Genomic DNA, 26120 nt, shown 5'->3' with positions numbered 1-26120 from the left:
GCCCTCAGATCTCGCTCGGGGGGCAGGGGGTGGCGGACTCCTTGAGGGCGGGGCACTCGTCGAGGGTCAGGGCGGCCAGGGCCATCGTTCCGGAGCCGGGGTCCCACACGTACTCGGAGATGGAGACGAGGGAGGGGTTGGAGGTGGGCTCGCGGACCGCGAGGTGGGCGGCGGCCACCTCGACCCCTTCCAGCACCCCGCGGCGGGACAGCACCCGGGTGATCGTGCCGTCCCGCACGGTGTAGACGCGGAGCTCGCTGAGCCGGCCGTCGATGTCCACGGCGGCGATCAGGTCGTCCTTGCCGTCGTCGGTGAGGTCGTGGAGCACGGGCGGGCGGACGGGGCAGTCCGGGCCGCCGTCCACAGGCTGTGTACAGAGCTTGAGGCGCTGCACGGCACGGGGATCCAGGAGACGGCCGGTGCCGGCGTCCTGGCGGGCGGCGGAGGTGATGTCGGCGCGGACCACGGAGAGGGCGTCGACGCCGCGCATGCTGCCGCCGGGGACGCGGGGGAGGCCGGGGACCGGGGCGGCCTCGCCGGGGCGCTCACCGGGGGTGGGGGGTGAGGGGTGGATGTTGCCCCACAGGGTCAGGGGGGCGTTGACCTCGCCGAGGTCACCCTCGCTCTGGAGGCCCTCGACGTCGGCGCAGCCGGTTGTCGTGGCGGCCGTGGTGAGGGCTAGGGCTAGGGCCAGGCTTGCGGCGCGCATGTACCGATGCTCTCCCGTTGACCCGGGGCGGGCCTGGGCGCGGGGCTGTTCGGGCGACCCCGGCCGCCGCCGGGCTGCGCCTGCGCCGCGTGGCTGCGGCCCGGCCCCGCGTGGCTGCGCCCCGGCCCCGCGTGGCTGCGCCCCGGCCCTGCTGGGCTGCGGGTGGCCTGTCCGGCCCGTGTACCGACTCGTCGTGCGCCTGCGCGGCGCCGCTGCCGGGGCGCTGCCCCGGACCCCGCGCCTCAAACGCCGGCGGGGCTGGGTATGCCTCAGGCGCCGCTAGGCGCTGTTGCGGGGGCTCCGCCCCAGGGCCCCCGCGCCTCAAACGCCGGCGGGGCCGGAGTGGGCTCGGGCGTCGGTGGGGGTGGGTCAGGGGGGTTGGGTGGTGATGGAGCGGGCGGCGTTGAGTTCTTGGTGGAGGGGGGTGAGGACGGTGGATCCGGGTGGGGGAGGGGTGGGGTGGGGCGTGGGTGGGGTGGGGTGGTGGCGGACCGAGTCGGCCAGGGTGTGGAGCTGGGCCGTGATGTCCGCAACCTCGGCCGCGGCGGGCGGCTGCGCCCCGTGGTTGACGCGGACCCGGGCCGCCGTCGTCGCGTCCACGATCCGCTCCACCGCCACCACCAGCGGCCACCAGGCCGCCGCCCGCTCCCCGGTCGGCGGGGGTTCGGTCAGGGCGCGCTGGAACTCGCTGCGGACGTCCGACAGGTCCCGGTAGATGCGGCGGCGGGCCTGCACCCGCGCCGTGCGGGCGGCGCGCAGGGCCGCGTCGGAGTCGACCGGCGCGAAGGCCCGTTCCACGTACGCGGCGGCGTCGTCCACCGCGTCCGCCAGCCGGTCGCCGATCCGGGTGTGCCAGCTCTCGGGCCACAGCAGGTAGCCGGCGATCAGCACGATCGCGCAGCCGATCAGGCTGTCCAGCAGCCTCGGCCGGATCAGGTCGAAGCCCGAGTGGTTCAGCAGGTCGGAGAGGAGCAGGATGACGGGCGTGATCGCGGCCGTCTGGAAGGCGTAGCCCTTCACGGAGAAGGCGGGGATGAGCGCGGCCAGCGCCGCCATCACGGGCACGTCCCACCAGCCGCGAGGCACCTCGGCGAGCACGGCGGCCGCGATGACCAGCCCGCCGGCCGTGCCCAGTGCCCGCAGCACCGCCCGGGAGAACACCGAGCCGAAGTCCGGCTTGAGGACGAAGGTGACGGTCAGCGCCACCCAGTACGAGCGCTCCACCTCGATGACGGACACCAGCACCTGGGCGAGGCCGATGCACAGGGCCAGCCGCAGGCCGTAGCGCCAGGAGGCGCCCGACAGCAGTGCGGTGCGGGCGGTCCTGCGGACGCGGATGCGCAGGGCGGCCGGGCGGCCCAGCCGGTCGTCGACGTTGTACCGGTCGGGGTCCTGCTCGTGCACGATGCCGGCCGCGTGCCGCAGGGCCGCGTCGATCGCCCGGGCGGACTGCACTCCTTCCGGCGGCGCGGGCAGGTCCAGGACGAGCGGCTCGGTGCGGCCCGCCTCGACGGCGTCGGCGAGCTGCCGGACCGCAGCGGGGATCTCCGGCGGCAGCGGACGGCCGCGCAGGTGCACCGCGGGGGCGGCCTCGACCAGTGGAATGACCGCGTTGAGCTGCGCCAGCATCCGTACCAGCGGGGGGTTCCGGCCGTGCACCCGGGCGCGCCGGCCCAGGACCAGGTCGTAGGCCTGGTTGAGGGCCTGGGTGACGGCGTGCCGCTGTTCCTCGTACGCCGGCCCGCCCGCCGCATCCAGCAGATCGGCGAGCGACCGGTAGGTGGCCGCGACCGCGGTGCGTTCCGGCAGCCGGCCGCGCAGCGGCCAGCCGAGCAGGGTGAGGAGGAGGACGAACAGGCCGCCCGCGGTGAGCAGCAGCGGCGCGGTCCACCACGGCTCGGGCATCGCGAGCCCCGCGCCGACCACGGCGTTGAGCAGGAGCAGCAGCCCCGAGACGGAGGCGACCGTACCGATCGAGGAGATCATCCCGGAGACCAGGGCGACCAGGGTGAGCGCTCCGACGGCGAGCCAGCCCTGGCCGTAGACGAGGGTGCCGAGGGCGACCCCGGCCGCGCCGAACAGCTGCGGCACGGCGATGTTCAGGATGCGCATCCGGTAGGCGTCGGCGGTGTCGCCGATGACCCCGGCCAGGGCGCCCATCGAGACCAGGGCGCCGTACTCGGGCTCTTCCACGGCGAACCCGACGGCCAGCGGTGCGGCCAGCGCGATGGCGGCCCGGGCGACGGCCGCCCACGGGACGGGGGCGCTGCTCGGCCGCAGGCCGCGCAGCAGCCATTCGGGCGGGGCGAGCGGATGGTGCCGGGCCCGGCCGGCCCGCTTCCCGGCCTGCTCGCCGGCCGGTATCTGTTCCGTGCTCATGCCGCTTCCGTGCCGCCGCTCGCGAATCGGTTCTTCTGTGACGTTATGCCGTGTTCCGAGCTTATGGGGTGCGGCGCAGACGGCCCGCCAGCCAGCCGCCGAAGGCTGCGGCGAGTCCGATGGCCAGGACGATCCACACGGTGGTGCGGAGGAATGCGGTGAGGGCGTCGTACACCGCCTCGGCGGCCTGGCGGTCGACGTCGGAGGGCAGATCGCGCAGGGCGATCCGGCGGCAGACGAGTACGGCGGCCCACAGCAGGACCGCCCCGGCGGCCACGCCGAGTCCGGCCGCCACCAGCGCCCGCCGCCGGCGGGCCGCGACCGCGACCGCCGCGACGGCGACGGCCACGGTCAGGACGGGAAGCCAGACGCCGGCGATTTGGAGCATGCGGAAGACCCTCCGGAGCGCGCCGAGATTGTCGTACTCCATGACCTTGATCTCGGTGTGGGTGACGGGAATCCGGTCGGCGAACGGCACCCCGTCGGCGACGAGTTCTCCCTTGACCTGGGCGATGACCGGGGCCACGTCGAAGGTGACGGCGTTGCCCTGCCCGGTGGTCAGCGCCCTCAGGAAGGCGCCGTGAGCGGCACGGTTGGCCGCGTCCCAGGCCGTCCGGTAGGCGGCGGTGCCGGCGAAGGACCGCATGGCCTCGTCCAGCAGGCTCTCCACCCCGCCCTGGAAGGGCCCGACGTCGATCTCGTCGGCGATCGCCCGGCCGGCCTGGGTGACCACGACCTCCTGGACGGCCGGGTTCTCGGCGAGCGGGGACATCGCGGCGGTGTAGCGGTCGACATCGCCCAGCTCCCGGTCGGCCCAGTACGCGACGGCGCTCAGCGGCACCAGGAGTACCAGGAGCGCGACGAGGGCCGCCGAGAGGAAGGTCCGCACGTCAACCAGGGAAAGCCAGGTTGGGCGCGGGGCGCCAGCGGTGTTGCTGCGTGCGGGTGTGCCCAGTACCCCGGAGGTGCTGACCCGTGAGGTCCTTGCCCTTCATAATCTGGACATCTAATATCCAGATTATGAAGATGAGCGAGGGCGTCGAGTGGGCGCTGCACAGCTGCATCAACCTGGCCTGGAGCGGGCCGGACCGGGCCGTCTCCGCGGCCCGCCTGGCCGCGTGGCACGACCTGCCCGCGGCCTACCTCAACAAGCAGCTGCAGGCGCTGGCCCGGGCGGGCATCGTCACCTCCACGCCCGGCCCGAAGGGAGGCTTCCGGCTCGCCCGCCCGCTGGACCGCATCTCGCTCATGGACGTGGTCACCGCGGTGGAGGGCCCGGACGAGGCGTTCCGCTGCGCCGAGATCCGGCAGCAGGGCCCCGGCGGGGGCCCGGCCGCCGCGTACACCTCCGCCTGCGCCATCGCCCACGCCATGACCCGGGCCGAACTGGCCTGGCGCCGCGAACTCGCTGCCCGGACCCTCGACGAGATCCGGCAGCAGGCGGAGAGCCAGGCCCCCGAGGCCCCGGAACGGCTCCGCGCCTGGCTCGCCGCCTCCTGAACCGGCCGACGCACAACGCACGACGCGCGATGCACGACGCACGACGCACAACGGACACGGACACGGACACACCTGAGGAGCTTGGAATGACCCGCAGCATCACCAACCCGGCAGGCCTCCACAACCCCACCGCCTTCGGCTACAGCCACATCGTCTCCGCCCCCGGCGAGCAGGTCTTCATAGCCGGCCAGTACGGCTCCGACGAGACCGGCCAGGTCGTCTCCGAGGACTTCGCCGCACAGGTCGAGCGGACCTTCGCCAACCTGCACACCGCCCTCGCCGCGGCCGGCCTCGGTCCCTCCGACGTGGTCCGCATCGGCACGTACGTCGTCGACCACGACCTGGCGAAGCTGGAGATCCTGCTGAAGCACCTGCACGCCACCTGGGGCACGGAACTGCCCGCGCAGACCCTCATCGGCGTCGCCTCCCTCGCCCTGCCCGGAATGCTCTTCGAGATGGACGCCGTCGCCGTCCGGGCCCCCGCCGCCTGACCTTTGATCCACTTGCCGCTGCGCGGCGGCGGGTGTGCCCTGGATGGATGGGGGGAGACGGAAGGAGCCCTGCCATGGCACATGCGGCACCCACCGCCCGCCGGCGGCACAGCGAGGACATGCACCACCTCAGCCGGAGCGCCTACACCCGGCCCCTGATGTGGGGCCTGGTCTACGGGATCTACGCGGCCTTCATGAAGCGGCAGATGGGGCCCGTCGACGCGGGCAACGTCTTCTACGGCATCCTGTGCGGCGCGCTCTTCGCGGCCTGCATGTTCGCCCTCGCCCGGATCGGCCCCGGCCTGCCGCGCGAGGCCCGCGCCGTCGCGTGGGGCGCCTTCGCCGGTATCGCCATCGGCTACCTCTACAGCCTCGCCGAGGAGAGCGTGCTCCGCTCCACCGGCATCGCCCTGGCCGTCGGCGCGGTCGTCGCGGCCATCGCCTTCTACCGCTATTACACCCGCGAGGACTGAGCACCACGGCGTACGCGATCGAAACCGCCGGCCTCGTCAAGGTGTTCGGCGACAACCGGGCCGTTGACGGGGTGGACCTCGCCGTGCCCGAAGGAACCGTCTACGGCATGCTCGGACCCAACGGGGCCGGCAAGACCACCACCGTGAAGGTCCTCGCCACCCTGCTCCGGCCGGACGGCGGCGAGGCCCGCGTCTTCGGCATGGACGTCGTCCGCGAGGCGGACGCCGTCCGCAGCCGGGTCAGCCTCACCGGGCAGTACGCCTCCGTCGACGAGGACCTGACGGGGACCGAGAACCTGGTGCTGCTGGCCCGGCTGCTCGGCCACACCCGGCCCGCCGCCCGCGACCGGGCCGCGCAGCTGCTGGAGGCGTTCGGGCTCACCGAGGCCGCCGGCCGCCAGGTCAAGAGCTACTCCGGCGGCATGCGCCGCCGCATCGACATCGCCGCCTCCATCCTCAACACCCCCGACCTGCTCTTCCTCGACGAACCCACCACCGGCCTCGACCCGCGCAGCCGCAACCAGGTCTGGGACATCGTGCGCGCCGTCGTCGCCCAGGGCACCACCGTGCTGCTGACCACCCAGTACCTGGACGAGGCGGACCACCTGGCCGCCCGGATCGCCGTCATCGACCACGGCAAGGTCATCGCCGAAGGCACCAAAGGCGAACTCAAGGCCTCCGTCGGCTCCGGCAGCGTCCACGTCCGGCTCCGCGACCCGGCCCAACGCCCCGAAGCCGTACGCCTGCTGGCCGGCGTACTCGGGGACGGGGAGGCGGTCCAGCCCGAACCGGACCCGGTGGCCCTCACCGCCCGCGTCGACCGGGCCGAGCAGGCCGCGGACGCGCTGACCCTGCTCACGCAGGCCGGGATCGTCGTCGACAACTTCGCGCTGGGACAGCCGAGCCTGGACGAGGTCTTCCTGGCGCTGACCGAGAGGGGGCCGGCGTGAGCCTGACCACCAGCGAACAGAAGGAGCTGGAGTTCGTCGCGCCCCGGGCCGACGAACTCGCCGCCCTGCTCGTCGGCGTACAGCGGCCGCCCCGGCCGAGCGCGCTGGCGACCTCGCTGACCTTCGGCTGGCGGGCCGTACTGAAGATCAAACACGTGCCGGAGCAGCTCTTCGACGTCACCGCGTTCCCGATCATGATGGTGCTGATGTACACGTACCTCTTCGGGGGCGCGCTCGCGGGCTCACCGCGGACGTACATCCAGACCCTGCTGCCCGGCATCCTCGTCATGTCGATCGTGATGATCACGATGTACACCGGGGTCTCCGTCAACACGGACATCGAGAAGGGCGTCTTCGACCGCTTCCGCACCCTGCCCATCTGGCGGCCGTCCACCATGGTCGGCTACCTCCTGGGCGACATGCTCCGCTACACCGTCGCCTCGGCCGTCATGCTCGCCGTCGGCCTGGTCCTCGGCTTCCGGCCGGCCGGCGGAGTACCCGGAGTGCTCGCCGGAGTCGCCCTCCTGATCGTCTTCTCCTTCGCGTTCTCCTGGGTGTGGACCATGTTCGGACTGCTGCTGCGGAGCGAGAAGTCGGTGATGGGCGTCAGCATGATGGTGCTCTTCCCGCTGACCTTCCTCAGCAACGTGTTCGTCGACCCGCGGACCATGCCGGGCTGGCTCCAGGCCTTCGTCAACAACAACCCCGTCACCCACCTCACCGCCGCCATCCGCGGGCTCATGGCGGGGGAGTGGCCCAGCACCGAGATCGCGTGGTCACTGGGGTGGGCGGGGCTGCTGGTGCTCGTGTTCGGTCCGATCACCATGCGGCTCTACAACCGGAAATGACCGGCCCCGGGGCCGGTTCCGGCCCCGGGCCCGTACGTTCCGGGAACCGGCGTTCCTCAGTCGGCCGGCGAGGACGCGGCTTCGGTGACGCGGGACAGGGGCCGGCTGCGACCGGGGCGTGGAGCGTCCGGGCCGGCCGGGGCCTCGGCCTCCACGGGGAGTTCCGGGTCGGCCGCCTTCGGCGGGGGCGGGGTGAAGCGGGCCGCCTCGGCGCGAATCATGGCGTTCAGAGCTGCGTACGGGTCGATGGGCATGACGGCACCTCGGGGTGTCGATGGGGGTGTGGGGGGTTACTGCCTGCCGCTCGGCACGGTCAGCACCTCAGCACCACGCTCCGGACCGCCCACCGGGACCTGCCCGGCTCCTGCAGCTCGTACGAGACGCCGCGCGCGGTCGGTGCCACGGACCACCGTGCGGCCGGCACCGGCGGCCGCCGGACCGGCACCGTTCCGCGCGCGGCCCCGCGTACCGCAGCCCGCAGTTCCGGATCCAGCGCGGGATCCGACTGCCCCTCGGCCGGGGCCGAGGGCTCGGCGGGGGCGGAGGAGGCGGGACGCGGATCCGCCGCACCGGAGGAGGCCCATGCCGCACCGGGGGCGAAAAGGGCGAGCAGCACCACACAGGCCCCCGTCAGGGCCCTCGTCAGCGCACACCGCGTCCCGCTCATGCGAGCCATGTGCCCCGACACGCCGACGGGCTCCCCGCCGGACGCGCAGAAGCCCCCGGCCGGAGGATCAACTCACCCCCTCGGCCGATACGCCCGGCGGGGTCCAGGGCCGGGGCGGCGGCGCTCGGCCCGGGATTTCCGAATCGAGCGGTCCGGGGGACTGATCAGACCGTCGCCAAGGCCACCGCCGCCGCGCCCATCAGGGCGGCGGCGAGGTGCACGGCGGGATGGCCGTAGTCGCCGGACCGGAGTTGGCGGAACAGGCCGCCCAGTGCGGCCAGGGCCGTGATGACGGCGAGTTGTGCCGGGAGGGGGCCGTCGGTGAGCGGGGTCAGGGCCAGCAGCACCGCGTTCAGCCAGAACGGAGCCGCCCCCGTCCAGCCCCGCCACTCCCGGATCGCCGTCTGCGCCATCCCCGGCCCCCCGCCGTCCGAACGTCTCAACCAGGAGGCTGCACCGCCCCCTTGACAGCTTCGCCGGGCGCGGGCGCCGCCACCAGCAGGCGTTCGGCAAGAACTCCGGAGACCAGGCCGAAACTCGCCCACCGGCTTGCCCGGAGCGCGAGCGAGGAGAACCGGACGCGAAACCCCGCACGCCCACCGGAATCGGCGGGCGTGCGGGGCGGTGGAACCTGCGACCGGGCGGGCCCTGCGGGGAGGCAGAACGGCCCGACGGCCCGGGCGGGAACGCCTAGGCGACGATCCAGTCGCTGGTCGCGATCACCGGCTGGACCCCGTCACGGTGGACGGTGCCCTCGATCAGGCCGTACATGCGGTCCGCGGCGAAGTAGACCTCGTTGTCGTTCTTGAGGCCGAAGGGCTCCAGGTCCACGAGGAAGTGGTGCTTGTTGGGGAGGTTCAGCCGGACCTCGTTGACCTTCGCGCAGTTGTCCAGCACCCGCTCGGCCATCTGGTTCAGGGTCTGCTGGAGCGAGTACGAGTACGTCTCGGAGAAGGCCTCCAGCATGTGCTTGCGGACCTTCTTGTACGACCGGTCCCAGTCGTACGAGGCGTCGTCCGCGGCCAGTGCCGAGTGCGCCCACCGCGCGGTGACCTTGGTGGCCAGGATGCGGTCGTACGCTTCCTTCAGCGTCGTGTACTTGTCCTTGATGTAGCCGTGGAACTCGGAGTTGGTCGAGTTCATCACGGTCAGGTCCTTCAGACCGGAGATGACCTGCAGGCCGGTGGTCTCGCTGTAGGTGATCTGCGCGGTGCGCACCTCCTGGCCCTTGCGGACGAAGGAGTGCTGCTCCTTGCGGCTCGGGACCGGGATCCGCTCCCAGGCGTACTCCTCGATCCGGATCTGGGCCTCGCGGATCGGGGTCTGGGAGGAGACGAAGTGCTTGGCGAGCAGGATGCCGAAGGCCTCCGGGGAGGCGATGCCGTGCTCCTTGCCGAACGCGTACACCGTGTTCTTGGTGGTGTCGGTCGGCAGGCAGTTGCTGTTGTCACCGGTCAGGTGGACGTCGCGGAACTCGCCGCGGAGCGCGACGGAGACGTTCAGGTCACGGATCTCGTGCCAGGAGCCGTCACTGCCCTTGCGGGTGACCGTGACGATGCGGTTCTCGGCCTTGCCGTACTGGTTCTGGGCCAGGACGTGCTTGCTCATGCGCTGACTTCCTTCGGGTACACGGAGTCCGGACGACGACTGGATCCCGTACGCCCGGCGTCCGGCGGGCCCGCAGCCCGCCCCCCGCCGTTCGGCCCCGGAGGACCGCCCCGGGACTGACGTGCATCCCGGTCCGTAGGTGCTGCTCCGGATTGCAGCATGTTTGCGTCCCGTTGGGACCGGGCCGAAACCTCCGAGAACGAGCACCCGCGGACTGGACGATCCACCGGTTCATGTCATGCCATGTGCGCGTCCGCGACGGCCAGCGCCCCGTCGAGGATCTCCAGCCCCTTGGCCGCGTCCGCCGCCGAGACGTTGCAGGCGGGCGCGATGTGGATGCGGTTGCCGGCCGTCAGCGGCCACAGGCCGCCCTTCTTGCAGGCCGCGGCGAACTCGGCCATCGGCGCGCTGTCGGCGCCGGAGGCGGCGTACGGGACCAGCGGCTCCCGGGCCTTGGGATCCCGTACGAGTTCCAGCGCCCAGAAGGTGCCCAGGCCCCGGACCTCGCCGACGGACGGGTGGCGCTCGGCCAGCTCCCGCAGGCCCGGGCCCAGCAGCTCCGCGCCGGTCCGGGCGGACTGCTCCACGATGCCCTCCTCGGCCATGGCGTTGATGGTGGCCACGGAGGCGGCGCAGGCCAGCGGGTGCCCGGAGTAGGTGAGTCCGCCCGGGTAAGGGCGGCGGGCGAAGGTCTCGGCGATCGCGGCGGAGATCGCCACACCGCCCAGCGGGACATAGCCGCTGTTGACGCCCTTGGCGAAGGTGATCAGGTCGGGGGTGACGTCCCAGTGCTCGGCGGCGAACCACTTGCCGGTCCGGCCGAAGCCGACCATGACCTCGTCGAGGACGAAGACGATTCCGTAGCGGTCGCAGAGCTCGCGGACGCCCGGGAGGTAGCCCGGCGGGGGCGGCAGCACGCCGGCCGCGCCGACCACGGTCTCCAGGATGACCGCGGCGATGGACTGCGGGCCCTCGAAGACGATGGTGTCTTCCAGGTGCCGCAGGGCGCGCTCGCACTCTTCGGCCTCGGTGGTGGCGTGGAAGGGCGAGCGGTAGAGGAACGGGCCCCAGAAGTGCACGACCCCGGCGGTGGCGGAGTCGTTGCCGAAGCGCCGGGAGTCGCCGGTCAGGTTGATCGCGCCGGTGGTGGCGCCGTGGTACGAGCGGTAGGTGCTCAGCACCTTGGGGCGGCCGGTGTGCAGCCGGGCCATCCGTACCGCGTTCTCCACGGCCTCGGCACCGCCGTTGGTGAAGAAGATCTTGTCGAGGTCGCCGGGGGTGCGCTCGGCGATCAGGCGTGCGGCCTCGGAGCGCACGTCCACGGCGAACCCGGGCGCAAGGGTGCACATCTTCGCCGCCTGCTCCTGGATCGCGGCGACGACCTTCGGGTGCTGGTAGCCGATGTTCGTGTAGACGAGGGCGCTGCTGAAGTCCAGGTAGCGGTTGCCCTCGTAGTCCCAGAAGTACGAGCCCTCGGCCCCGGCCACGGGGAGCGGGGCGATGAGCTCCTGCGCGGACCAGGAGTGGAAAACGTGCTTCCGGTCTGCCGTTCTGACGGCCTCGACATCTGCGTTCATACATCGAGAATAGGCGTCCGGGATGTGGACGCCCGGTGATGAGCCGCGCGATCCGTCAGGTTGGATTCCGCCCGGCCGATGCTCCCGGCCGCCGAGGCCCGCAGGAGGGGGTGGCCGCCGTGATCATCCGGTTTCCGGAGATCGGAAGTTTGCAGCGGCGGGGCGATCGGGAAGCCTGGGGGGATTGGGGTTGCAGGACCCGGGTAGGCGCGAACCGACAGGGCGAGGGGTGACGGAATCGGCGCTGGAGGCTGTCGTGGGTAGCGAAATGTGGGGCTACGCGAAGAGCAGCGGCCATGTCGCCGGTGCGGATCTCGCAGGGTTCCGCGTCGAGGCTTCGGACGGGCACATCGGCAAGATCGACAAGCATTCCGCGGATGCGGGCCGCTCGTACATCGTGGTCGACACCGGGCCGTGGATCCTGGGCCGGCACGTGCTGGTCCCGGCCGGACTGGTGCGGGACGTGGACCTGGAGAGCGAGACGGTCCACCTGGCCGCGACCAAGGAGCAGATCAAGGCCAGCCCGGACTTCGAGAGCGGGCAGCACGAGGACGATGTGGCCTTCATCCAGCTCATCGAGAAGTATTACGCCAATCGGCACATGTGAGCGGGGGAGGCCCGGGCGATGTCAGCACACTTCTCGGTCGAGGCGACGGCCGCCCAGGACGGGGGAACCGTCCTGGCGCTGGCCGGAGAACTCGACCACGACACGGCCGCCCCGCTGCGCGAGGCCCTCGCGCAGCTCGTCGGCGAGGCGGCGGCCCCGGCCGGGCAGCCGCCGCGTCGGCTGGTGGTGGACTGCGCCCGGCTCCGCTTCTGCGATTCGACCGGCCTGAACATCCTGCTGCGGGCACGGCAGGCCGCCGAGGACTCCGGGGGCGCCCTGGAACTCGCCGGGCTCCGGCAGCCGGTGGCGCGGATGTTCCGGATCACCGGGGCGGACGGGGTCTTCACCGTCCACCCGGACCTGGCGGCCGCGTACGCACACGGCGGTGACCACGGCGAAGACGGTGACGACGGGGGCAGGGGTGACGCACGATGACTGACGGTGCCGATGTCGGTACCGGCGAGGCCGGGAGGAACGGTGTCCGGGACGACGCCCGGGACACCCTCCGGGGCAACGCCCGGGAGCAGACGCGCCGGATCGTCCTCGGCGGCCCCCTCACCGGGGTGGTGACCCGCTGCCGGGACTTCACCCGGCGGGCGCTCGCCGACTGGCAGTGGATCGGTCACGGGGACGCGGCCGCAGAACCCACCCGTGACGGTTACGACGAGCGGGAAGAGCGCGAGGAGGCCGCGGAGGACGTGCTGCTGATGGTCTCCGAAGTGGTGACCAACGCCTGCATGCACGCCGGTGGCCCCAGGGAACTGGTCCTCCGCCACACCCCCGAGCGGCTGCGGATAGAGGTCAGCGACGGGAGTCCCGAGCCGCCGCGGCGCCGCCTTGGCGGCGACCCGGCCGTTCCGGGAGGGCACGGTCTGATCGTGCTGGAGCGGCTCGCACGGAGCTGGGGCTCGACGCCGTCGGCGGACGGTCAGGGCGGCAAGACGGTGTGGGTGGAGGTGCCGTGTCCACCGGTTCCGGATCAGCGAGCAGACCGGTACGGAGCCGCGCCAGCGTCCGGGTGAGCAGCCGGGACACGTGCATCTGGGACAGACCCAGCAGATCGCCGATCTCGGACTGGGTCAGTTCCCCGCCGAAGCGCAGCGACAGCAGCGTGCGCTCGCGCTCGGGCAGCTCCGCGAGGAGGGGCTTGAGGGACTCCACGCACTCGATGCGGTCGTAGGCCCCTTCCTCCTCGCCCAGGCCCGCGGTGGTGGCGTACGCGTCACCGTCCTCCTGCACCGGGGCGTCCAGTGAGCGGGCCGAGTACGCGTGGGCGGCCTTGCGGCCCTCGGCGAGCTCCTCCTCCGGCACCCCGAGCCGCTCGGCGAGCTCGGCGTCGCTGGGACCGCGCCCCAGGCTCTGCTCCAGCGCGTCGTAGGCCTTGGCGGTGTCGATGCGGAGTTCCTGGAGGTGGCGGGGGACCTTCACGGCCCAGCTGGTGTCCCGGAAGAAACGTTTGATCTCGCCGGTCACGGTGGGCATGGCGAAGGTGGTGAACTCCACCCCGCGCTCCGGATCGAACCGGTTGATGGCCTTGATCAGGCCGATCGTGCCGACCTGGATGATGTCCTCGACCGGCTCGCTGCGGTTGCGGAACCGCCGGGCGGCGTATTTCACCAGGCTGAGGTTGAGCTCAACGAGCGTATTGCGGACGTACGAGTACTCCGCGCTGCCCTCCTCCAGCTCGTTCAGCCGGCGGAACAGGGCCACCGAGAGGGTCCTGGCCTCCGCCGTGGTCGCCCGCAATGGCTCCTCGGGGATCTCCGGGAGCCCCGCAACACCCCCGGTCCGGGGCGCGGAGCGGGCCCGGGCCCGGGACGAGGTCTGGGCCCGGGACTCGGTCTTTGTCCGGGTCCGGGGCCGGGACTGGGTTCGGGAGGTGCCGTCCATTCGGTCCATGTGCGATCGCTCCTCCGGCGGCAGTGGGTCGCACCACGCGGACGCGCGCGGCGAGGCCGTCGTGAGCTGCTCTTTTGGATATACCCCCGCAACTCACCGCATACCCGTCCAGTATCCCGGGCAGCCGCCCGTCATGGCCGATGAGACCCTGGCCGCCGCGGTGGCCGGGCTGACCGCCGAGGTCGCCGGTCTGCATTCCGACCGGGCGCGTCGCAAGCTGCTCGACCTGGCCACCGGTGTGCTGGTCGACCAGCTGGGAGTGACCCCGGCCGTGGCCGCCGACCACCTGCTGGACCTCGCCGTCTCCACCGGCCTCGGAGCCGCGGACCTGGCGGCCGACATCGTCAACGCCGCCGCCGGCGAGCTGATCGCCGAGCCGCCCGCGGAAGCCCGGCGGATCCTGCGCCGAACGGCGGAGGTGCTGTCCGCCGACTCCGCGGGCGAAGCCGCCGAGACCCTGCTGGCCGGCGGGATGCGGCGGATCGGCGTACAGGCGCTCTACCTGTGGCGGCGGACGGACACCGACTGCCTGGAGCTGGCCGGGACGGCCGGGGCGGGCGCCCAGGAGAAGGTGCACTGGCAGTGGGTGCCGCCAGACACCACCTTGCACCGGGTGCTCTGGGACGGGCAGCCCTGGTGGGGCGTGGACGACTGGCTGCCCGGCGGCCCGGGCGGGCCGGGGAGCCTGCGGGCCGTGCTGCCGCTGCGCCGGCACGGCGGTGTGGTCGGGGTGGCGCTCGCGGTGTGGGCGGCGGGGACCGTGCCCGACTACCGCACGCGGTGGACGGCGCAGCTCCTGTGCGAGCCGTGCGGGGTGCTGCTGGAGAACCCGGACCCCCGGGCCGGGGTGCGCGCGCCCGTGCCCGAGTCGGCCCTGCTGGACCTGTTCGACCGGCCGGCGGCGCTGGTGGAGGCCGACGGGGTGGTGTCCTTCCTGAACGGGCCGGCGCGGACCGCACTGGGCGCGGTGCACGCCCCGGCCGGGCGGACGGCCGCGGAGGTCTTCCCGTACGCCTGGCCGTGGCTGGAGGCGGCCGCGGAGCGGAAGGGCGCGCAGTACCTGGGGCGGCTGGAGGACATGGACGACGTACGGGTGCTGCCGCTGGGGCGGGGCAGCGGGCGGGCGGCGGTGCTGTGGAGCACCGAGGCGCACGGCGAGGACGCCCTCGCCCGGGTGCTGGGGCGGCTGGACCGGGTCGCCCACTTCCGGGAGGACCTGGTCAGCGGGGCGACCCGGTGGAGCGCGGAGGCGTACCGGCTGTTCGGGGTGGACCCGGACCGGCCGGCCATCCCGCTGGCGCGGCTCGGCCCGCGGCTGGACCCCGAGGACCTGGACCGGCTGCAGGAGCTGGTCTTCCGGCTGGTGGAGCGGCACGAGGGCGGCCGGGCGGTGGTGCGTACGGTACGGACCGACGACGGGGTCCGGTACGTGCGGATCGCGGCGGAACCGCTGCTGACCGGGTCCGCGCTGACCGGGCTGACCGGCATCTACCAGGACGTCTCGGCGCTGCACCGCAGCGAGGTGGCGCTGTCGGCGGCCCAGCAGGACGCCTTCCAGCGGACCCGCTTCGTACGGCAGCTGCAGGAGGTGATCGTCCCGGCGGTGACCGTGCTGGCGGAGGCGCCGGGGCTGGAGATCGCGGCCCGCTACCGGCCGGCGGCCCATGACTACCGGGTCGGCGGCGACTGGTACGACGTCATCGCCCTGCGGGACGGCCGGGCGCTGCTGGCGGTGGGCGACATCGCCGGACACGGCCTCGACGCGGCCACGAGCATGGTGGCCCTGCGGAACGCGCTGCGCGGGCTGGCGGTCACCGGGGCCGGCCCCGGGAGGCTGATGGCCTGGCTGAACGAGGTCACGCTGCAGGCGCGCGGCCGGCCGACGGCGACGGCGGTCTGCGCCCTGTTCGACCCGGCGGAAGGCTCGCTGCGCTGGGCCACCGCCGGGCACCTTCCGCTCCTGCTGCTCCGCGAGGGCCGTGCCCGCTTCCTCCAGGCCCCGCACAACATCCTGCTGGGTGCGCTGCCGGGCGCGGAGTACGTGGAATCGGCGACCCGGCTGGCGGCGGGGGACGTGCTGCTCCTGTACACGGACGGCCTCGTGGAACGCCGGCACGTGGGGATGGACGAGAGCCTGGCCGCGCTGCGGGGCACGGCGGAAGGGCTGACGGGGGGCTCGGCGGAGAGCCGGGCGGATGCGCTGCTGGGCGCGGTGACGGGGGACACGGACGACGACACGAGCCTGGTGGTCGTCCGGGTGAGCCCGGCCTGATCGGCGAGACCCGCTAGAGGGCCACCGCGACCAGCGCGAGGGCCGAGCCGGCGAACACCACCGTGTGCCGGGCGTTCTGCAGGGCGCTCACCCAGGACGGGAAGGCGTCCTCGGCGGCCTCGAGCAGGGCCGGCACGTCGATGCGCTGCAGCACCGGGTCGCCCTTGCGCTCGAAGGCGGCCGACACGGACTGGGCGGCGGTCAGCTGGCTGTGCAGGATCAGGGCGTTCCCGATGAGCACGATCGACTGGAAGATCCAGGTCAGTGGCGTGGCCCAGGAGCTGTCGGCCAGGTGGAGTCCGGCGACTGCCGCCATCAACGCGGCGACGGAGAGCGGCGCGTAGGTCTCGTGGCCGCTCGCATCGAACCGGAGGTTGTTCGCCTCCAGGACGCCGAGGGGCACGCCCTGGCGTTCCAGCTCCGCCTCGGCGCTCGCCTTGGCGGCCGCGCCGTAGCGGTGGCGGACCAGCGGGATGGTCAGGAAGGCCACGGCGACGAGCAGCTGCGCGATGGCGGCGACGGTGTTCATGACGGGGCTCCTCGATCGGCGGCGCAATGACTTGCACTGCGTTCAAGTCGAAGGTAGCCCAGCACTTGAACGGCGTGCAAGTGCTGAATTGAACTTTGTGCAACCGTCGTGTGCGTGCCTTATCGTGTGGGCATGCCGCGCGACACGCTGACCCGGGAACAGATCATCCGGACCGCCATCGAACTCCTGGACGAAGACGGCCTGGAAGGCCTGAACATGCGCAGCCTGGGCCGGCGGCTCAACTCCGCCGCCACCGCCGTCTACTGGCACGTCAAGAACAAGGACAACCTGGTCACGCTCGCCGGCGACCGGGTGTGGGGCGAGATCGGGCTGCCCGACCTCGACGCGGTCGACTGGCGCACGGCGGCCACCGCCATGGCCTCCGACCTCTACGCCATGTTCACCCGGCACCCCTGGCTGGTGCAGGCCTTCGCCTCGCACCTCTTCTACGGCGCAGGCAAGGCCCGCCACGACGACCACAGCCTCGCCGTCTACGAAGCGGCCGGCTTCTCCGGGCCGGAGGCGGACCAGGCCGCGGCCACCGTGTTCACCTTCGTCCTCGGCAATGCCCTCGGCAGCTCCGCCACCGCCGCCCTGACCCGGCAGCTCGACCGGGACGGCGGCAATGCGGAGGAGGTCCTCCGGGAGACCATGAAGCAGGCGGACGAGGTCGCCCTTCAGTTCCCGCGGCTCCGCAGCCGGATCGAGGCGCCGGACGCCGCCTACGCCGATGCCCCGGCCGGCAGTTTCGAGTTCGGCCTCCGCGCCCTGATGGACGGGCTCGAAGCCCAACTCGCCTCCCGCTGAACGCGGTCCGCCCGTCCGCGGACGGGCTGACGGGCGGGCGGGTCGGGCGGGCGGACGGGTGGTGCCGGGCGGTTCGGGTAGGGGGATCAGCCGAGGTGTTCGCGCCAGGCTGCGGCCGAGCTCGGCGGCAGCAGGTCCGGGCCGGCGGGGCGTTCCGCCGCCAGGACGGACGTGGCGATCCGTACGAAGTCCCAGAAGTCCGTGCCCGGATCGGCGGGGTCGACGATCCCGGTCAGCTCGTCCCAGGTCAGCGGGGCGCCGGAGGCGATCGCGGCGCGCAGCCGGTCCACCCCGGCACCGTCGGCCGGCCCCGCTGCCTGCGCCTTCAGCCTGGTCAGTGCCTCCTCCAGGTCGAAATCCGAAGCCGGGCAGGCCGCTTCGACCTCGGCGATCTCGGTGGCCGCCCGGGCGGCGGCCTCCTCCGGCCGCCCCGAGGCGACCTCGCGCAGGAGCCGGCGCCGGCCGGGACGGTCCAGCAGGATTCCCGTCTCGCGGACGACGTCGGCCGGTTCGTCGGCGACATGAACGAAGTTGATGATCTGGTTGGGCGGGTCCAGCACCGAGCGGAGGTGCTCCGGACCGCGCTGCTCCGGGTTGGCGGAGCCCTTGAGGTCGGCCAGCCGGACCGACCCCGGAACCACGCCGTCGTAGCGGTCGTCGCGCAGGATCAGAAGCACGGAGTCCGCCGGGGCGTGCATGAGCGACATCAGCTCGAGCCGGTCGGTGGTGTAGACGTGCCAGTTGTACCGCCAGAGTTCCCGCATCGAGTGGCGGTTGTGGCGAATGCGGGCACTGCCGCTGAAACCGTTCTCGGCGAGGTAGTCCAGCGTCCGGCCGGCGCGCCGGGCCGCGATCGCGTCGACCTTGAAGCTCAGCAGGGCCAGCGGTGCCAGGGCGGCAGCGAGGCCGGCACCCGCGGTCCGAGAGCACGGAACCGCTGGAGAGCGCCGCCTTCGGCGCCCGCTCCCGGGTCCTCGAACCGGCCGTACGGGTGCGCACCCAGGACGAGTTCACCGCCCGGCTGTTCGGTTCGGACCGGATCCCGGACCGCGCTCCTGCCCACCGCGCCGCCGTCGGCCGGGGTGCCTGACCCCGACCGCCGCGGGGACGGTCTCGCGCGGGCGGCGACGGCGGTCGGCGACCGCTGGAGCCTGCTGCTGCTCCGGGAGATCGCCTGCGGCAGGGTCCGCTTCGACCAACTCGCGGACGCACTGCCCATCTCCCGCAAGGTCCTCGCCGACCGCCTGCGCACCCTCACCGGACACCGGATCCTGGAACGCCGGCCGTACCGGCAGCGCCCGCTGCGCCACGAGTACCTGCTGTCCCCGCGCGGCCGGGCGCTCGTACCGGTCCTGGAAGACCTCCACAGCTGGGGCGCGGACTGGCTCACGGACCATCAGCCGGGCACCGATACCATCTCAACTTCGTGATGATCACAGGGGGATGGATGTCGAACGCCGACCATGCCGTGCTGAGCCCGCTGGGGCCGAACGACCCGGCGGAGATAGCCGGCTACCGGCTGCTCGCGCGGATCGGGGAAGGCGGAATGGGATCCGTCTACCTCTCGCGGACCCGGGGCAACCAGCCGGTCGCGCTGAAGGTCATCCGCCGCGAGTTCGCGCAGGAGCAGGACTTCCGCACCCGCTTCGAGCACGAGGTGCAGGCGGCCCGCCGGGTGCAGGGCTACCACATCGTGCCGGTCGTCGATCACGACACCAGCGGTGAACAGCCCTGGCTCGCCTCCGCGTACGTGCCGGGGCTGGCGCTCGACGACGCCCTCGCCCTGCACGGGCCGCTGCCGCTGCCCGCCGTGTTCCAGCTGATCGGCTGCACCGCGCAGGCGCTGCATTCGGTGCACGCCGCCTCGGTGGTGCACCGGGACCTCAAGCCCAGCAACATCCTGCTGAGTTCGAACGGCCCCTGGGTGATCGACTTCGGTATCGCGCGGGCCACCGACACCACCCAGCTGACGCGCAGCGGCGGCTTCATCGGAACCCCGCAGTACATGTCGCCCGAGCACGCACTGGGCCGGACGGTCACCCCCGCCACCGACATCTTCGCGCTGGGGCTGATCGCCGCGGTCGTGGCCACCGGCCGCCATCCGTACGGCGACGGCGCGGGGATATCCATCGCCGCCTCGATAGCCAACACCCCGCAGCAGGCGCCGGACCTGAGCGGCTACCCGGACCGGCTCCGGCCGCTGCTGGAGCGCTGCCTGGCGGCCGACCCCGAGGCGCGGCCCGGACCGGCCGAGCTGGCCGAGTGGTGCCGGCAGGCGTCCGGCCGGGAGCTGCGCGACTTCCAGGACTGGCTTCCGGCCCCCCTGGCCGCGGAGATCGCGCGGCGCGAGCAGCTGGCCCAGACGCCGCCGCAGCCCCGGACCCAGACTCCGCCGCCGCCCGCCTACAGCCCGACGTACGCGCCGGCCCAGGCGCCCGCCCCGGGCGGGCAGGCGTACGTACCGACGCAGGCCCCGTCCGGACCGCAGCCTCCGGCGTACGCGCCGACTCAGGCCCCGTACGGACCGCAGCCTCCGGCGTACGTACCGACGCAGGCCGCGTCCGGTCCCTTCCAGGCGGCGTACGCGCCGACCCAGGGGCCGGCCGCCTACGGGACGCCCACGGCCCCCGCCCCGGCACCCGCGCCCGCATCCTCGTCCGCGGGCCGTGGCCGCAGCCGGGTGCCGCTGATCGTCGGTGCAGGTGTTCTGGCCGTCGTCCTGGCCGGCGGCGGGACCTGGTTCCTCACCCGGGACGACGGCAAGGGCGCCGACCGGAAGAAGGCCGCGGACCAGCCGAAGGACACGGGCCCGGTGGCGCAGGCCGACGGCACCCCTGCCGCCCCTTCTTCGTCCCCGTCCCCGTCCTCGTCCCCGTCCCCTTCCGCGCCCGCCTACACGGTGGTGTTCAAGGACAAGCCGCTGAAGCTGCTGGCGACCCGGGAGTTCGGGAATTGGAATGAGGTCGACCTCGACTTCCCCAAGGTGGCGCCGTGGGGATCGGACATCAACAGCGGCGACCGGGAACTCCGGATGGGGTACGAGGACGTCGAGAGCAGAACGTCCTTCGGCAAGAGCAAGGGCACCACCCCCGAACTCTGCGAGACCGGGGCCGCCACCGACCCGATCCCCAACCGGCTGAAGGAGGCGGACCTCAACGGGGCGGACAGCACCATCGTCAAGGGCGATCTGCTGTGCACGGTCACCTCCAAGGGCAACCTGGCCATGATCAGGATCGTGAGCATCGAGCCCTCGACCGACAAGACCTACACCGTCCCGACTTACCAGACCGAAGTCACCCTCTGGAAGCGGAAGCCCTAGGCCCGGGTGAAGACGGCTTCCGGTTGAGGGTTCGCGTGATCGGCGTAGCGTGAAATCAGGACCAGTAGGGGGTCTGCACGCGGGGGAGCCCGATCGAGAGAGGCGTTGCCATGGCCGTCGTGATGACCTTCGTGTGGCCCGAGATCACACCCGAGTTGTACGACACGGTGCGCGAGCGGGTGGGCTGGGAAGAGGACGCTCCGGACGGGTGCGTGCTGCACGCCTGCTGGTTCGCCGCCGACGGCTTCCGCGTACTGGACATCTGGGAGTCGGAGGAGCACTTCAGCCGGTTCATCGCCACCCGGATCGAACCCGTGCTCAAGGGCGAGCTGGGGGTGACGAGCGACCCTCAGGTGGAGTTCAACCCGCTCTACCGGCGCTTCGTCGCCCCGGGCGTCAGCGGCGCCGCCTGACCGGATTCAGTCGGTGTTCCGCTGCGCCTGTGCTGCGGCGCGGCGGTACTCGGCGTTGATGCGCTGGGCCTCTTCGAGCTGGTCTTCGAGGATGACGATGCGGCACGCGGCCTCGATCGGGGTGCCCTGGTCGACGAGTTCCCGGGCACGGGCCGCGATCCGCAGCTGGTACCGGGAGTAGCGCCGGTGCCCGCCCTCGGAGCGCAGCGGGGTGATCAGACGGGCCTCTCCGATGGCGCGGAGGAAGCCCGGGGTGGTGCCGAGCATCTCGGCTGCCCGGCCCATCGTGTAGGCGGGGTAGTCGTCGTCGTCCAGCCGGCCGCCGAGCGCATTATCCGCTGTCATCTGCACCTCTTCTTGGGAACGCGTCGAGGGGCCCTGGTGCCGTACGGCACCAGGGCCCCGAAGGAAATTCAACACCATCTGTCGGCCCTAGTGGTGCGCCGACCTTCTGTTTCCGCCGCCTCGTCCCGAAGGTGGGCGAGCGTGCGGGGATCGCGGATGCGTGACCGGGGACCACCTTCCAATCCGGGGTCTTGCGGTACCCGGGCTGAACTTCCTCGCCCGGGCGATCCTGATGGCGTCTGCCTCCTCCGTTCTTCTGACCTTGGGTACGAGAAAAACCATAATCACGCGAGCGGCCAATGTCTACTGTGGCCACAATAGATTTTTGGGTGTTCAAGTGCGAGGTAATCGATCTCGAACAGTCCGGGGCCCGAGGCGGCCCGGAACGCAGTGAGGGCCCGACCGGCGCGCGCCGGTCGGGCCCTCACTGCTGCTTTCGGTGTCTCAGACCGAGATCACGTCCCGCTGGTGCCGGTGATGTCGCGCAGGCGTACCCGATCCGTGTACGCGGCCCCGTCGCGGACGGCCCCGAGCTGGGCCCGGGTGACCAGGCCGGTACGCCGGCCGTCGTCGTCGCAGACGAGCAGGTGCTCGGTGCGGGCGCCGGCCATGACGGACAGGGCCACCTCGACGGTCATGTCGGCACAGACCTGCGGTCCGTCCTCGTGCGCCTCGCCCACGGCCTCGTACACGTACACGTCCGCGTCAACGGCCTCGTCCACGGTGTCGATCATCGGCTAGGCCGCCGTCGCGTCGGCGGCGGACGGCCGTCGGCCGGCCCGGCGGGCCGACTGCGAGGGGCGGCCGCGACGGGGTCGGGAGGCGGAGCTGCGCGGGGCGCGCTCGGCCACCGGGGCCGTGATGGTTACCGGGATGCCCGAGGGGGCCTGCGCGCCGGTGATGCGGTTCAGCTCGGCCTCGCCGGAGCGGACCTGGGTGACCTGCGGGCGGATCCCCGCGTCGGCCATGAGGCGGACCATGCTGCGGCGCTGGTTCGGGGTGACCAGGGTGACCACGCTGCCGGACTCGCCCGCGCGGGCGGTACGGCCGCCGCGGTGCAGGTAGTCCTTGTGGTCGGTCGGCGGATCCACGTTGACGACCAGGTCGAGGTTGTCGACGTGGATGCCGCGGGCGGCGACGTTCGTGGCGACGAGCACGGTGACGTGCCCGGTCTTGAACTGCGCCAGCGTACGGGTGCGCTGCGGCTGGGACTTGCCGCCGTGCAGCGCCGCGGCCCGCACGCCGCAGTCCAGCAGGTCGCGGGTCAGCCGGTCGACGGCGTGCTTGGTGTCCAGGAACATGATCACGCGGCCGTCGCGCGCGGCGATCTCCGTGGTGGCGGCGTGCTTGTCGGCGTCGCGGACGTGCAGCACGTGGTGCTCCATCGTGGTGACGGCGCCGGCCGAGGGGTCGACGGAGTGCACGACGGGGTCGGTCAGGTAGCGGCGGACCAGCAGGTCGACGTTGCGGTCCAGGGTGGCGGAGAACAGCATCCGCTGGCCCTCCGGACGGACCTGGTCGAGCAGGGCGGTGACCTGCGGCATGAAGCCCATGTCGGCCATCTGGTCGGCCTCGTCCAGGACGGTGATGCCCACCTGGTTCAGCCGGCAGTCGCCACGGTCGATGAGGTCCTTGAGCCTGCCCGGGGTCGCGACGACCACCTCGGCTCCGCCGCGCAGCGCGCCGGCCTGCCTCCCTATCGGCATCCCGCCCACGACCGTGGCCAGCCGCAGCTTGACCGCCCGGGCGTACGGGGTGAGCGCGTCGGTGACCTGCTGCGCCAGCTCGCGGGTGGGGACCAGGACCAGGGCCAGCGGCTGCCGCGGCTCGGCGCGCTGACCGGCGGTGCGGGCCAGCAGGGCCAGCCCGAAGGCCAGCGTCTTGCCGGATCCGGTCCGCCCGCGCCCGAGGGCGTCGCGGCCGGCCAGGGTGTTGGGCAGGGTCGCCGCCTGGATCGGGAACGGAACGGTCACGCCCTCCGCGCCGAGCGCGGCCAGCAGCTGCACGGGCATGTCGAGGTCGGCGAACGTCTCGGCGGCGGGCAGCGCGGGGGTGATCGTCTCGGGGAGCGTGAACTCACCCTGGAAGCCGCGGCTCGTGCGAGTGCCGCCGCCGCTGCCGCTGCCGCTGCGGGTGCCGGTGCGGGCCCCGGTACGGCTGCGGGAGAAACGATTGTTCGTGCGTGTGCGGTTCAATACAGAACCTTCCTTGATGCGGCACGTATCAAGGAATTCCCCACCAGGTGAGAACTGCAAGAACGAGCCGAAATGAAAGCGAAGGCGGATCCGGCCGCACCTCGCAGAAAAATGCAACGAGCTGGGGCCCGCACCCCAAGGTGCGGGCCCCAGCTCGTACTGCGGCGCATCAAGCGCCGACGTCAGCGTCAGGCAGAGACGATGTTCTCGGCCGTCGGGCCCTTCTGGCCCTGCGCGATGTCGAAGGTCACCTTCTGGCCCTCCTGCAGCTCGCGGAAGCCCTGGGAGGCGATGTTCGAGTAGTGGGCGAACACGTCAGCGCCGCCACCGTCCTGCTCGATGAAGCCGAAGCCCTTTTCCGCGTTGAACCACTTCACGGTGCCAGATGCCATGTCAATCTCCTTTGGGGCAGTGCTCGGAGTCCGCACCGTGCGGACTCCGTGTCGCCGCGTTGATTGCCCCGTCCGGAAAATGACCCGGAATTGACTCGAAAGATCTGGGAACCACAACTGCAACTGAGATCGACAGTAGCACGGTAAAGTCCGCCCTGCGCGGTGAATAATTCCACTCGGCCTGTCGCGTGAGAAACCCTCACCGCGCGTCGTCCCGATTTCTTATTTCGCCGCAGCAGATATTGTTTCGGCGGGAAGCAGCTCGGTGACGACGAAGGCGACCACGGCCGCCAGGATCACCACCGGCATCATGGCGGAGCCGCCCAGAAGCAGGATCACCAGCACCACGCTGCTCACCGGCAGCCGCAGGGTGATCGCCGAGGCCGCCGCCATGCCCGCCGCCATCGCGGGTACGAGGCCCAGGCCCGGCAGTGGCGCGAGCAGCACGCCCGCCGCGGCGCCGAGGAACAGCGCCGGGAACACGGGGCCGCCGCGCAGGCTGCCGAGGCAGAGTGCGTAGGCGGCGCCCTTGAACAGCAGGACGGCGAGCAGCGCCCCCACGCCCCAGCCGTGCGGATCGGCCGCCAGCCCCGCGAGCGCGGCCTGACCCGAGGACACGACTTCGCCGGACGAGCGGCCGGTGATCAGCGCGTACAGGGCGGCGCAGGCCGCGGCACCCAGGGCGCACAGGACGGTCCGCCTCAGGGGCCGTGCCGTGACGTACGCGGCGATCAGCCGGGCCCCGGCCAGCAGGGGGTGCAGGACGGCGGCGAGCGCCACGGCGATGGCCAGCGCCCAGGCCACGTCCGCCACGTCCAGGTGGGGGACCGGGGCGGACAGGTTCAGGGACAGGTCCCCCGTCGCCAGGCCGGTCCAGCGCCCGAGGCCCGTGAACACCAGGGCGCCGACCCCGCTGGACAGCAGGGCGGGCAGCATGACCGCGAACAGCTGCGGCCCGCCCACGCCCGCCACCTCGATGAGCAGCACCGCGGCGACCAGCGGGTTGCCGAAGATCGCGGATACGGCCGCCGCGGCCCCGGCCGCACCCAGGAGCGCGGTGCTCTGCGCGGTCGCCGGCGCCTGCGCGAGGTCCCGGAACAGCAGGGCCAGGCCGCCACCGAGGGCGATCAGCGGGGCCTCCGGCCCCAGGACGGCGCCGAACGGCAGCGATGCCGTCGCCGCGAGCAGCACCCCGGGCAGCGCGACCGGGGAACCGCCCTCCGCGTGCAGTCCGGAAGCCGGGATGTTGCCGCCCCCGCCCGGCAGGTGCGTGGCGACGAGGCCGACGACGGTGCCGGCGACCAGCAGCAGGGGGAACGGCCACCACCAGGGCGGGGTGTCGCGGCCCATCGCCTCCGGGAGGCCGGTCCACAGGACGTGCTCCAGTTCGTGCAGCGCCACGAGGAACCAGAAGGCCGCGAGGGAGACCGGGATGCCGATGAGGGCGCAGAAGACGAGCGCCTTCAGATAGCCGGGCCGGCGGAGCAGGTGCCGCAGGACCTCCGCTTCCTCCGGCTGCGCAGCCCCGTCGGCCGACGGGTCGGATCGGGGACGCGGTTCCTGGTTCCGGCTGCTCATGACTCCTCCTCGGAGGCGGGGGGCGCCGTCTCCCGTCTCCGTATCCCGATCTCGACCGCGCCGAAGAGGACTTTGGCGATCACTCCCACCACGATCAGGTCGGCGACCATCTGCACGGTGGTCAGCGCACGGCCGGCCTCGGTGGTGGGCACGACGTCCCCCAACCCGACCGTCGCGAACACCGTGACCGTGAAGTAGAGGGCATCCGTCCGGCTCAGCGGCTCCGAGAACGACTCGGGCACCTCCTGGGCCAGCACGAAGTACGTCGCGGAGAACAGCACCAGGAACAGCGGCACGGCGGTGGCCAATGCCTCCAGGGCGCGCAACCGCGGGTACTGCGCACGGGTGATGGCCGAGGTCTGCCACACGACCAGCCAGCCGAAGAGCACCATGCCGAGCACGAGCAGGGCCACGGTGACGACACCGAAACCGCGGTCCAGCGGGGCCAGGTAGAACCACGCGGTGAGCAGCACCACGGAGGCCGCCGAACGGAGTGCATGGCCCATCAGCGCACGTCGCCGCTGCCGGGCTGCGTTGCGTTCCATGGCTTCAGGAGACCGGG

30 protein-coding genes and 1 pseudogene are annotated in these 26120 nt (G+C 72.5%); 14 read left to right on the top strand and 17 right to left on the bottom strand.

The window, feature by feature from the left end:
* Positions 1 to 4: 4 nt before the first annotated feature.
* From AB0447_RS28495 to AB0447_RS28485, 3 genes are all read right to left on the bottom strand, one after another.
* Positions 5 to 709 carry a hypothetical protein gene (locus AB0447_RS28495; RefSeq protein ID WP_366479694.1) on the bottom strand — a complete coding sequence of 235 codons (705 nt, stop codon included), beginning with the start codon at positions 707 to 709 and terminating at the stop codon, positions 5 to 7.
* Between the two features lie 369 nt (positions 710 to 1078).
* Positions 1079 to 3088 carry an FUSC family protein gene (locus tag AB0447_RS28490; RefSeq protein WP_366479693.1) on the bottom strand — a complete coding sequence of 670 codons (2010 nt, stop codon included), beginning with the start codon at positions 3086 to 3088 and terminating at the stop codon, positions 1079 to 1081.
* Between the two features lie 61 nt (positions 3089 to 3149).
* On the bottom strand, positions 3150 to 3977 hold the full coding sequence (locus AB0447_RS28485) for a hypothetical protein (protein ID WP_366479692.1): 828 nt from the start codon (positions 3975 to 3977) through the stop codon (positions 3150 to 3152).
* A 137-nt stretch (positions 3978 to 4114) separates the two neighbouring features.
* On the opposite strand from AB0447_RS28485, the gene AB0447_RS28480 reads away from it, so the two are divergent.
* The 5 genes from AB0447_RS28480 to AB0447_RS28460 all read left to right on the top strand — a co-directional run bounded on the left by AB0447_RS28480 (position 4115) and on the right by AB0447_RS28460 (position 7350).
* A complete protein-coding gene (locus tag AB0447_RS28480) occupies positions 4115 to 4588 on the top strand; it encodes an Rrf2 family transcriptional regulator (protein WP_366479711.1) in 474 nt (157 codons plus the stop codon).
* An 86-nt stretch (positions 4589 to 4674) separates the two neighbouring features.
* On the top strand, positions 4675 to 5079 hold the full coding sequence (locus AB0447_RS28475) for a RidA family protein (RefSeq protein ID WP_366479691.1): 405 nt from the start codon (positions 4675 to 4677) through the stop codon (positions 5077 to 5079).
* 74 nt (positions 5080 to 5153) lie between these two features.
* The gene (locus tag AB0447_RS28470; protein ID WP_366479690.1) at positions 5154 to 5552 is read left to right on the top strand and encodes a hypothetical protein; all 399 of its coding nucleotides are present in this window, start codon (positions 5154 to 5156) and stop codon (positions 5550 to 5552) included.
* Positions 5549 to 6502, top strand: a complete 954-nt coding sequence (locus AB0447_RS28465; protein ID WP_366479710.1) for an ATP-binding cassette domain-containing protein — start codon at positions 5549 to 5551, stop codon at positions 6500 to 6502. Before AB0447_RS28470 ends, AB0447_RS28465 begins: the two co-directional genes overlap by 4 nt.
* Before the next feature lie 2 nt (positions 6503 to 6504).
* Positions 6505 to 7350, top strand: a complete 846-nt coding sequence (locus AB0447_RS28460; RefSeq protein WP_366479709.1) for an ABC transporter permease — start codon at positions 6505 to 6507, stop codon at positions 7348 to 7350.
* A gap of 56 nt (positions 7351 to 7406) precedes the next feature.
* On the opposite strand, the gene AB0447_RS28455 is transcribed toward AB0447_RS28460, so the two are convergent.
* The 5 genes from AB0447_RS28455 to AB0447_RS28435 form a co-directional block, all read right to left on the bottom strand.
* A complete protein-coding gene (locus AB0447_RS28455) occupies positions 7407 to 7604 on the bottom strand; it encodes a hypothetical protein (RefSeq protein ID WP_366479689.1) in 198 nt (65 codons plus the stop codon).
* Between the two features lie 59 nt (positions 7605 to 7663).
* Complete coding sequence (locus AB0447_RS28450) at positions 7664 to 8017, bottom strand: hypothetical protein (protein ID WP_366479688.1); 354 nt, start codon at positions 8015 to 8017, stop codon at positions 7664 to 7666.
* Between the two features lie 164 nt (positions 8018 to 8181).
* Entirely contained in the window at positions 8182 to 8430 is a 249-nt protein-coding gene (locus AB0447_RS28445) for a hypothetical protein (protein WP_366479687.1), read from the bottom strand.
* 277 nt (positions 8431 to 8707) lie between these two features.
* Positions 8708 to 9625, bottom strand: a complete 918-nt coding sequence (gene pucL / locus AB0447_RS28440) for a factor-independent urate hydroxylase (RefSeq protein WP_366479686.1) — start codon at positions 9623 to 9625, stop codon at positions 8708 to 8710.
* A 236-nt stretch (positions 9626 to 9861) separates the two neighbouring features.
* Positions 9862 to 11202, bottom strand: a complete 1341-nt coding sequence (locus AB0447_RS28435) for an aspartate aminotransferase family protein (protein ID WP_366479685.1) — start codon at positions 11200 to 11202, stop codon at positions 9862 to 9864.
* A gap of 256 nt (positions 11203 to 11458) precedes the next feature.
* Here AB0447_RS28435 and AB0447_RS28430 point away from each other — a divergent pair, with 256 nt between their 5' ends.
* From AB0447_RS28430 to AB0447_RS28420, 3 genes and pseudogenes are all read left to right on the top strand, one after another.
* Complete coding sequence (locus AB0447_RS28430; RefSeq protein ID WP_366479684.1) at positions 11459 to 11809, top strand: PRC-barrel domain-containing protein; 351 nt, start codon at positions 11459 to 11461, stop codon at positions 11807 to 11809.
* A gap of 18 nt (positions 11810 to 11827) precedes the next feature.
* Positions 11828 to 12244 (top strand): STAS domain-containing protein, encoded by a 417-nt coding sequence (locus tag AB0447_RS28425; protein WP_366479683.1) that lies wholly within the window; start codon positions 11828 to 11830, stop codon positions 12242 to 12244.
* A pseudogene (locus AB0447_RS28420) lies at positions 12241 to 12714 on the top strand (ATP-binding protein); the annotation flags it as partial. The gene AB0447_RS28425 and the pseudogene AB0447_RS28420, both read left to right, overlap by 4 nt.
* Here the strand turns inward: AB0447_RS28420 and AB0447_RS28415 are convergent.
* On the bottom strand, positions 12611 to 13708 hold the full coding sequence (locus tag AB0447_RS28415) for a SigB/SigF/SigG family RNA polymerase sigma factor (protein ID WP_366479682.1): 1098 nt from the start codon (positions 13706 to 13708) through the stop codon (positions 12611 to 12613). The pseudogene AB0447_RS28420 and the gene AB0447_RS28415 overlap by 104 nt on opposite strands.
* Positions 13709 to 13841: 133 nt before the next feature.
* Here AB0447_RS28415 and AB0447_RS28410 point away from each other — a divergent pair, with 133 nt between their 5' ends.
* Positions 13842 to 15980 (top strand): SpoIIE family protein phosphatase, encoded by a 2139-nt coding sequence (locus AB0447_RS28410; protein ID WP_366479681.1) that lies wholly within the window; start codon positions 13842 to 13844, stop codon positions 15978 to 15980.
* Between the two features lie 13 nt (positions 15981 to 15993).
* Here AB0447_RS28410 and AB0447_RS28405 read toward each other — a convergent pair whose 3' ends face one another.
* A complete protein-coding gene (locus tag AB0447_RS28405) occupies positions 15994 to 16509 on the bottom strand; it encodes a hypothetical protein (protein ID WP_366479680.1) in 516 nt (171 codons plus the stop codon).
* A 132-nt stretch (positions 16510 to 16641) separates the two neighbouring features.
* Between AB0447_RS28405 and AB0447_RS28400 the strand changes: the two genes are divergently transcribed.
* Entirely contained in the window at positions 16642 to 17316 is a 675-nt protein-coding gene (locus AB0447_RS28400; protein WP_366479679.1) for a TetR/AcrR family transcriptional regulator C-terminal domain-containing protein, read from the top strand.
* An 86-nt stretch (positions 17317 to 17402) separates the two neighbouring features.
* Here AB0447_RS28400 and AB0447_RS28395 read toward each other — a convergent pair whose 3' ends face one another.
* Positions 17403 to 18080: a hypothetical protein gene (locus tag AB0447_RS28395; protein ID WP_366479678.1), complete on the bottom strand. Its 678-nt coding sequence runs from the start codon at positions 18078 to 18080 to the stop codon at positions 17403 to 17405.
* A gap of 122 nt (positions 18081 to 18202) precedes the next feature.
* On the opposite strand from AB0447_RS28395, the gene AB0447_RS28390 reads away from it, so the two are divergent.
* From AB0447_RS28390 to AB0447_RS28375, 4 genes are all read left to right on the top strand, one after another.
* Positions 18203 to 18406 carry a hypothetical protein gene (locus tag AB0447_RS28390; protein ID WP_366479677.1) on the top strand — a complete coding sequence of 68 codons (204 nt, stop codon included), beginning with the start codon at positions 18203 to 18205 and terminating at the stop codon, positions 18404 to 18406.
* The gene (locus tag AB0447_RS28385) at positions 18399 to 18746 is read left to right on the top strand and encodes a winged helix-turn-helix transcriptional regulator (RefSeq protein WP_366479676.1); all 348 of its coding nucleotides are present in this window, start codon (positions 18399 to 18401) and stop codon (positions 18744 to 18746) included. The genes AB0447_RS28390 and AB0447_RS28385 overlap by 8 nt, the downstream gene beginning before the upstream one ends.
* Positions 18747 to 18763: 17 nt before the next feature.
* Complete coding sequence (locus AB0447_RS28380) at positions 18764 to 20635, top strand: protein kinase (protein WP_366479675.1); 1872 nt, start codon at positions 18764 to 18766, stop codon at positions 20633 to 20635.
* Between the two features lie 110 nt (positions 20636 to 20745).
* Positions 20746 to 21048 (top strand): hypothetical protein, encoded by a 303-nt coding sequence (locus AB0447_RS28375; RefSeq protein WP_366479674.1) that lies wholly within the window; start codon positions 20746 to 20748, stop codon positions 21046 to 21048.
* A gap of 6 nt (positions 21049 to 21054) precedes the next feature.
* Here AB0447_RS28375 and AB0447_RS28370 read toward each other — a convergent pair whose 3' ends face one another.
* From AB0447_RS28370 to AB0447_RS28345, 6 genes are all read right to left on the bottom strand, one after another.
* Positions 21055 to 21393: a MerR family transcriptional regulator gene (locus tag AB0447_RS28370; protein ID WP_366479673.1), complete on the bottom strand. Its 339-nt coding sequence runs from the start codon at positions 21391 to 21393 to the stop codon at positions 21055 to 21057.
* A gap of 455 nt (positions 21394 to 21848) precedes the next feature.
* Positions 21849 to 22031 carry a hypothetical protein gene (locus AB0447_RS28365; protein WP_366479708.1) on the bottom strand — a complete coding sequence of 61 codons (183 nt, stop codon included), beginning with the start codon at positions 22029 to 22031 and terminating at the stop codon, positions 21849 to 21851.
* Between the two features lie 99 nt (positions 22032 to 22130).
* Complete coding sequence (locus AB0447_RS28360; RefSeq protein ID WP_366479672.1) at positions 22131 to 23588, bottom strand: DEAD/DEAH box helicase; 1458 nt, start codon at positions 23586 to 23588, stop codon at positions 22131 to 22133.
* A 188-nt stretch (positions 23589 to 23776) separates the two neighbouring features.
* A complete protein-coding gene (locus AB0447_RS28355) occupies positions 23777 to 23980 on the bottom strand; it encodes a cold-shock protein (protein WP_366479671.1) in 204 nt (67 codons plus the stop codon).
* A gap of 222 nt (positions 23981 to 24202) precedes the next feature.
* Positions 24203 to 25558 (bottom strand): chloride channel protein, encoded by a 1356-nt coding sequence (locus tag AB0447_RS28350; RefSeq protein WP_366479670.1) that lies wholly within the window; start codon positions 25556 to 25558, stop codon positions 24203 to 24205.
* Positions 25555 to 26103, bottom strand: coding sequence for a potassium channel family protein (locus AB0447_RS28345; protein ID WP_366479669.1), 549 nt, complete (start codon positions 26101 to 26103; stop codon positions 25555 to 25557). The genes AB0447_RS28350 and AB0447_RS28345 overlap by 4 nt, the downstream gene beginning before the upstream one ends.
* Positions 26104 to 26120 lie beyond the last annotated feature (17 nt).

Source organism: Streptomyces sp. NPDC051211, from assembly GCF_040689505.1.
GTDB lineage: Bacteria > Actinomycetota > Actinomycetes > Streptomycetales > Streptomycetaceae > Streptomyces.
This window is presented reverse-complemented; position numbering and strand designations above follow the sequence as displayed.

Bases quoted from the DNA above. Each gene is read 5' to 3' on its own strand.
- AB0447_RS28495 (WP_366479694.1), bottom strand. From the start codon at position 709: ATGCGCGCCGCAAGCCTGGCCCTAGCCCTAGCCCTCACCACGGCCGCC.
- AB0447_RS28490 (WP_366479693.1), bottom strand. From the start codon at position 3,088: ATGAGCACGGAACAGATACCGGCCGGCGAGCAGGCCGGGAAGCGGGCC.
- AB0447_RS28480 (WP_366479711.1), top strand. From the start codon at position 4,115: ATGAGCGAGGGCGTCGAGTGGGCGCTGCACAGCTGCATCAACCTGGCC.
- AB0447_RS28475 (WP_366479691.1), top strand. From the start codon at position 4,675: ATGACCCGCAGCATCACCAACCCGGCAGGCCTCCACAACCCCACCGCC.
- AB0447_RS28470 (WP_366479690.1), top strand. From the start codon at position 5,154: ATGGCACATGCGGCACCCACCGCCCGCCGGCGGCACAGCGAGGACATG.
- AB0447_RS28455 (WP_366479689.1), bottom strand. From the start codon at position 7,604: ATGCCCATCGACCCGTACGCAGCTCTGAACGCCATGATTCGCGCCGAG.
- AB0447_RS28450 (WP_366479688.1), bottom strand. From the start codon at position 8,017: ATGAGCGGGACGCGGTGTGCGCTGACGAGGGCCCTGACGGGGGCCTGT.
- AB0447_RS28445 (WP_366479687.1), bottom strand. From the start codon at position 8,430: ATGGCGCAGACGGCGATCCGGGAGTGGCGGGGCTGGACGGGGGCGGCT.
- pucL (WP_366479686.1), bottom strand. From the start codon at position 9,625: ATGAGCAAGCACGTCCTGGCCCAGAACCAGTACGGCAAGGCCGAGAAC.
- AB0447_RS28435 (WP_366479685.1), bottom strand. From the start codon at position 11,202: ATGAACGCAGATGTCGAGGCCGTCAGAACGGCAGACCGGAAGCACGTT.
- AB0447_RS28425 (WP_366479683.1), top strand. From the start codon at position 11,828: ATGTCAGCACACTTCTCGGTCGAGGCGACGGCCGCCCAGGACGGGGGA.
- AB0447_RS28415 (WP_366479682.1), bottom strand. From the start codon at position 13,708: ATGGACCGAATGGACGGCACCTCCCGAACCCAGTCCCGGCCCCGGACC.
- AB0447_RS28410 (WP_366479681.1), top strand. From the start codon at position 13,842: ATGGCCGATGAGACCCTGGCCGCCGCGGTGGCCGGGCTGACCGCCGAG.
- AB0447_RS28405 (WP_366479680.1), bottom strand. From the start codon at position 16,509: ATGAACACCGTCGCCGCCATCGCGCAGCTGCTCGTCGCCGTGGCCTTC.
- AB0447_RS28400 (WP_366479679.1), top strand. From the start codon at position 16,642: ATGCCGCGCGACACGCTGACCCGGGAACAGATCATCCGGACCGCCATC.
- AB0447_RS28395 (WP_366479678.1), bottom strand. From the start codon at position 18,080: ATGCGGGAACTCTGGCGGTACAACTGGCACGTCTACACCACCGACCGG.
- AB0447_RS28380 (WP_366479675.1), top strand. From the start codon at position 18,764: ATGTCGAACGCCGACCATGCCGTGCTGAGCCCGCTGGGGCCGAACGAC.
- AB0447_RS28375 (WP_366479674.1), top strand. From the start codon at position 20,746: ATGGCCGTCGTGATGACCTTCGTGTGGCCCGAGATCACACCCGAGTTG.
- AB0447_RS28370 (WP_366479673.1), bottom strand. From the start codon at position 21,393: ATGACAGCGGATAATGCGCTCGGCGGCCGGCTGGACGACGACGACTAC.
- AB0447_RS28365 (WP_366479708.1), bottom strand. From the start codon at position 22,031: ATGACCGTCGAGGTGGCCCTGTCCGTCATGGCCGGCGCCCGCACCGAG.
- AB0447_RS28355 (WP_366479671.1), bottom strand. From the start codon at position 23,980: ATGGCATCTGGCACCGTGAAGTGGTTCAACGCGGAAAAGGGCTTCGGC.
- AB0447_RS28350 (WP_366479670.1), bottom strand. From the start codon at position 25,558: ATGAGCAGCCGGAACCAGGAACCGCGTCCCCGATCCGACCCGTCGGCC.
- AB0447_RS28345 (WP_366479669.1), bottom strand. From the start codon at position 26,103: ATGGAACGCAACGCAGCCCGGCAGCGGCGACGTGCGCTGATGGGCCAT.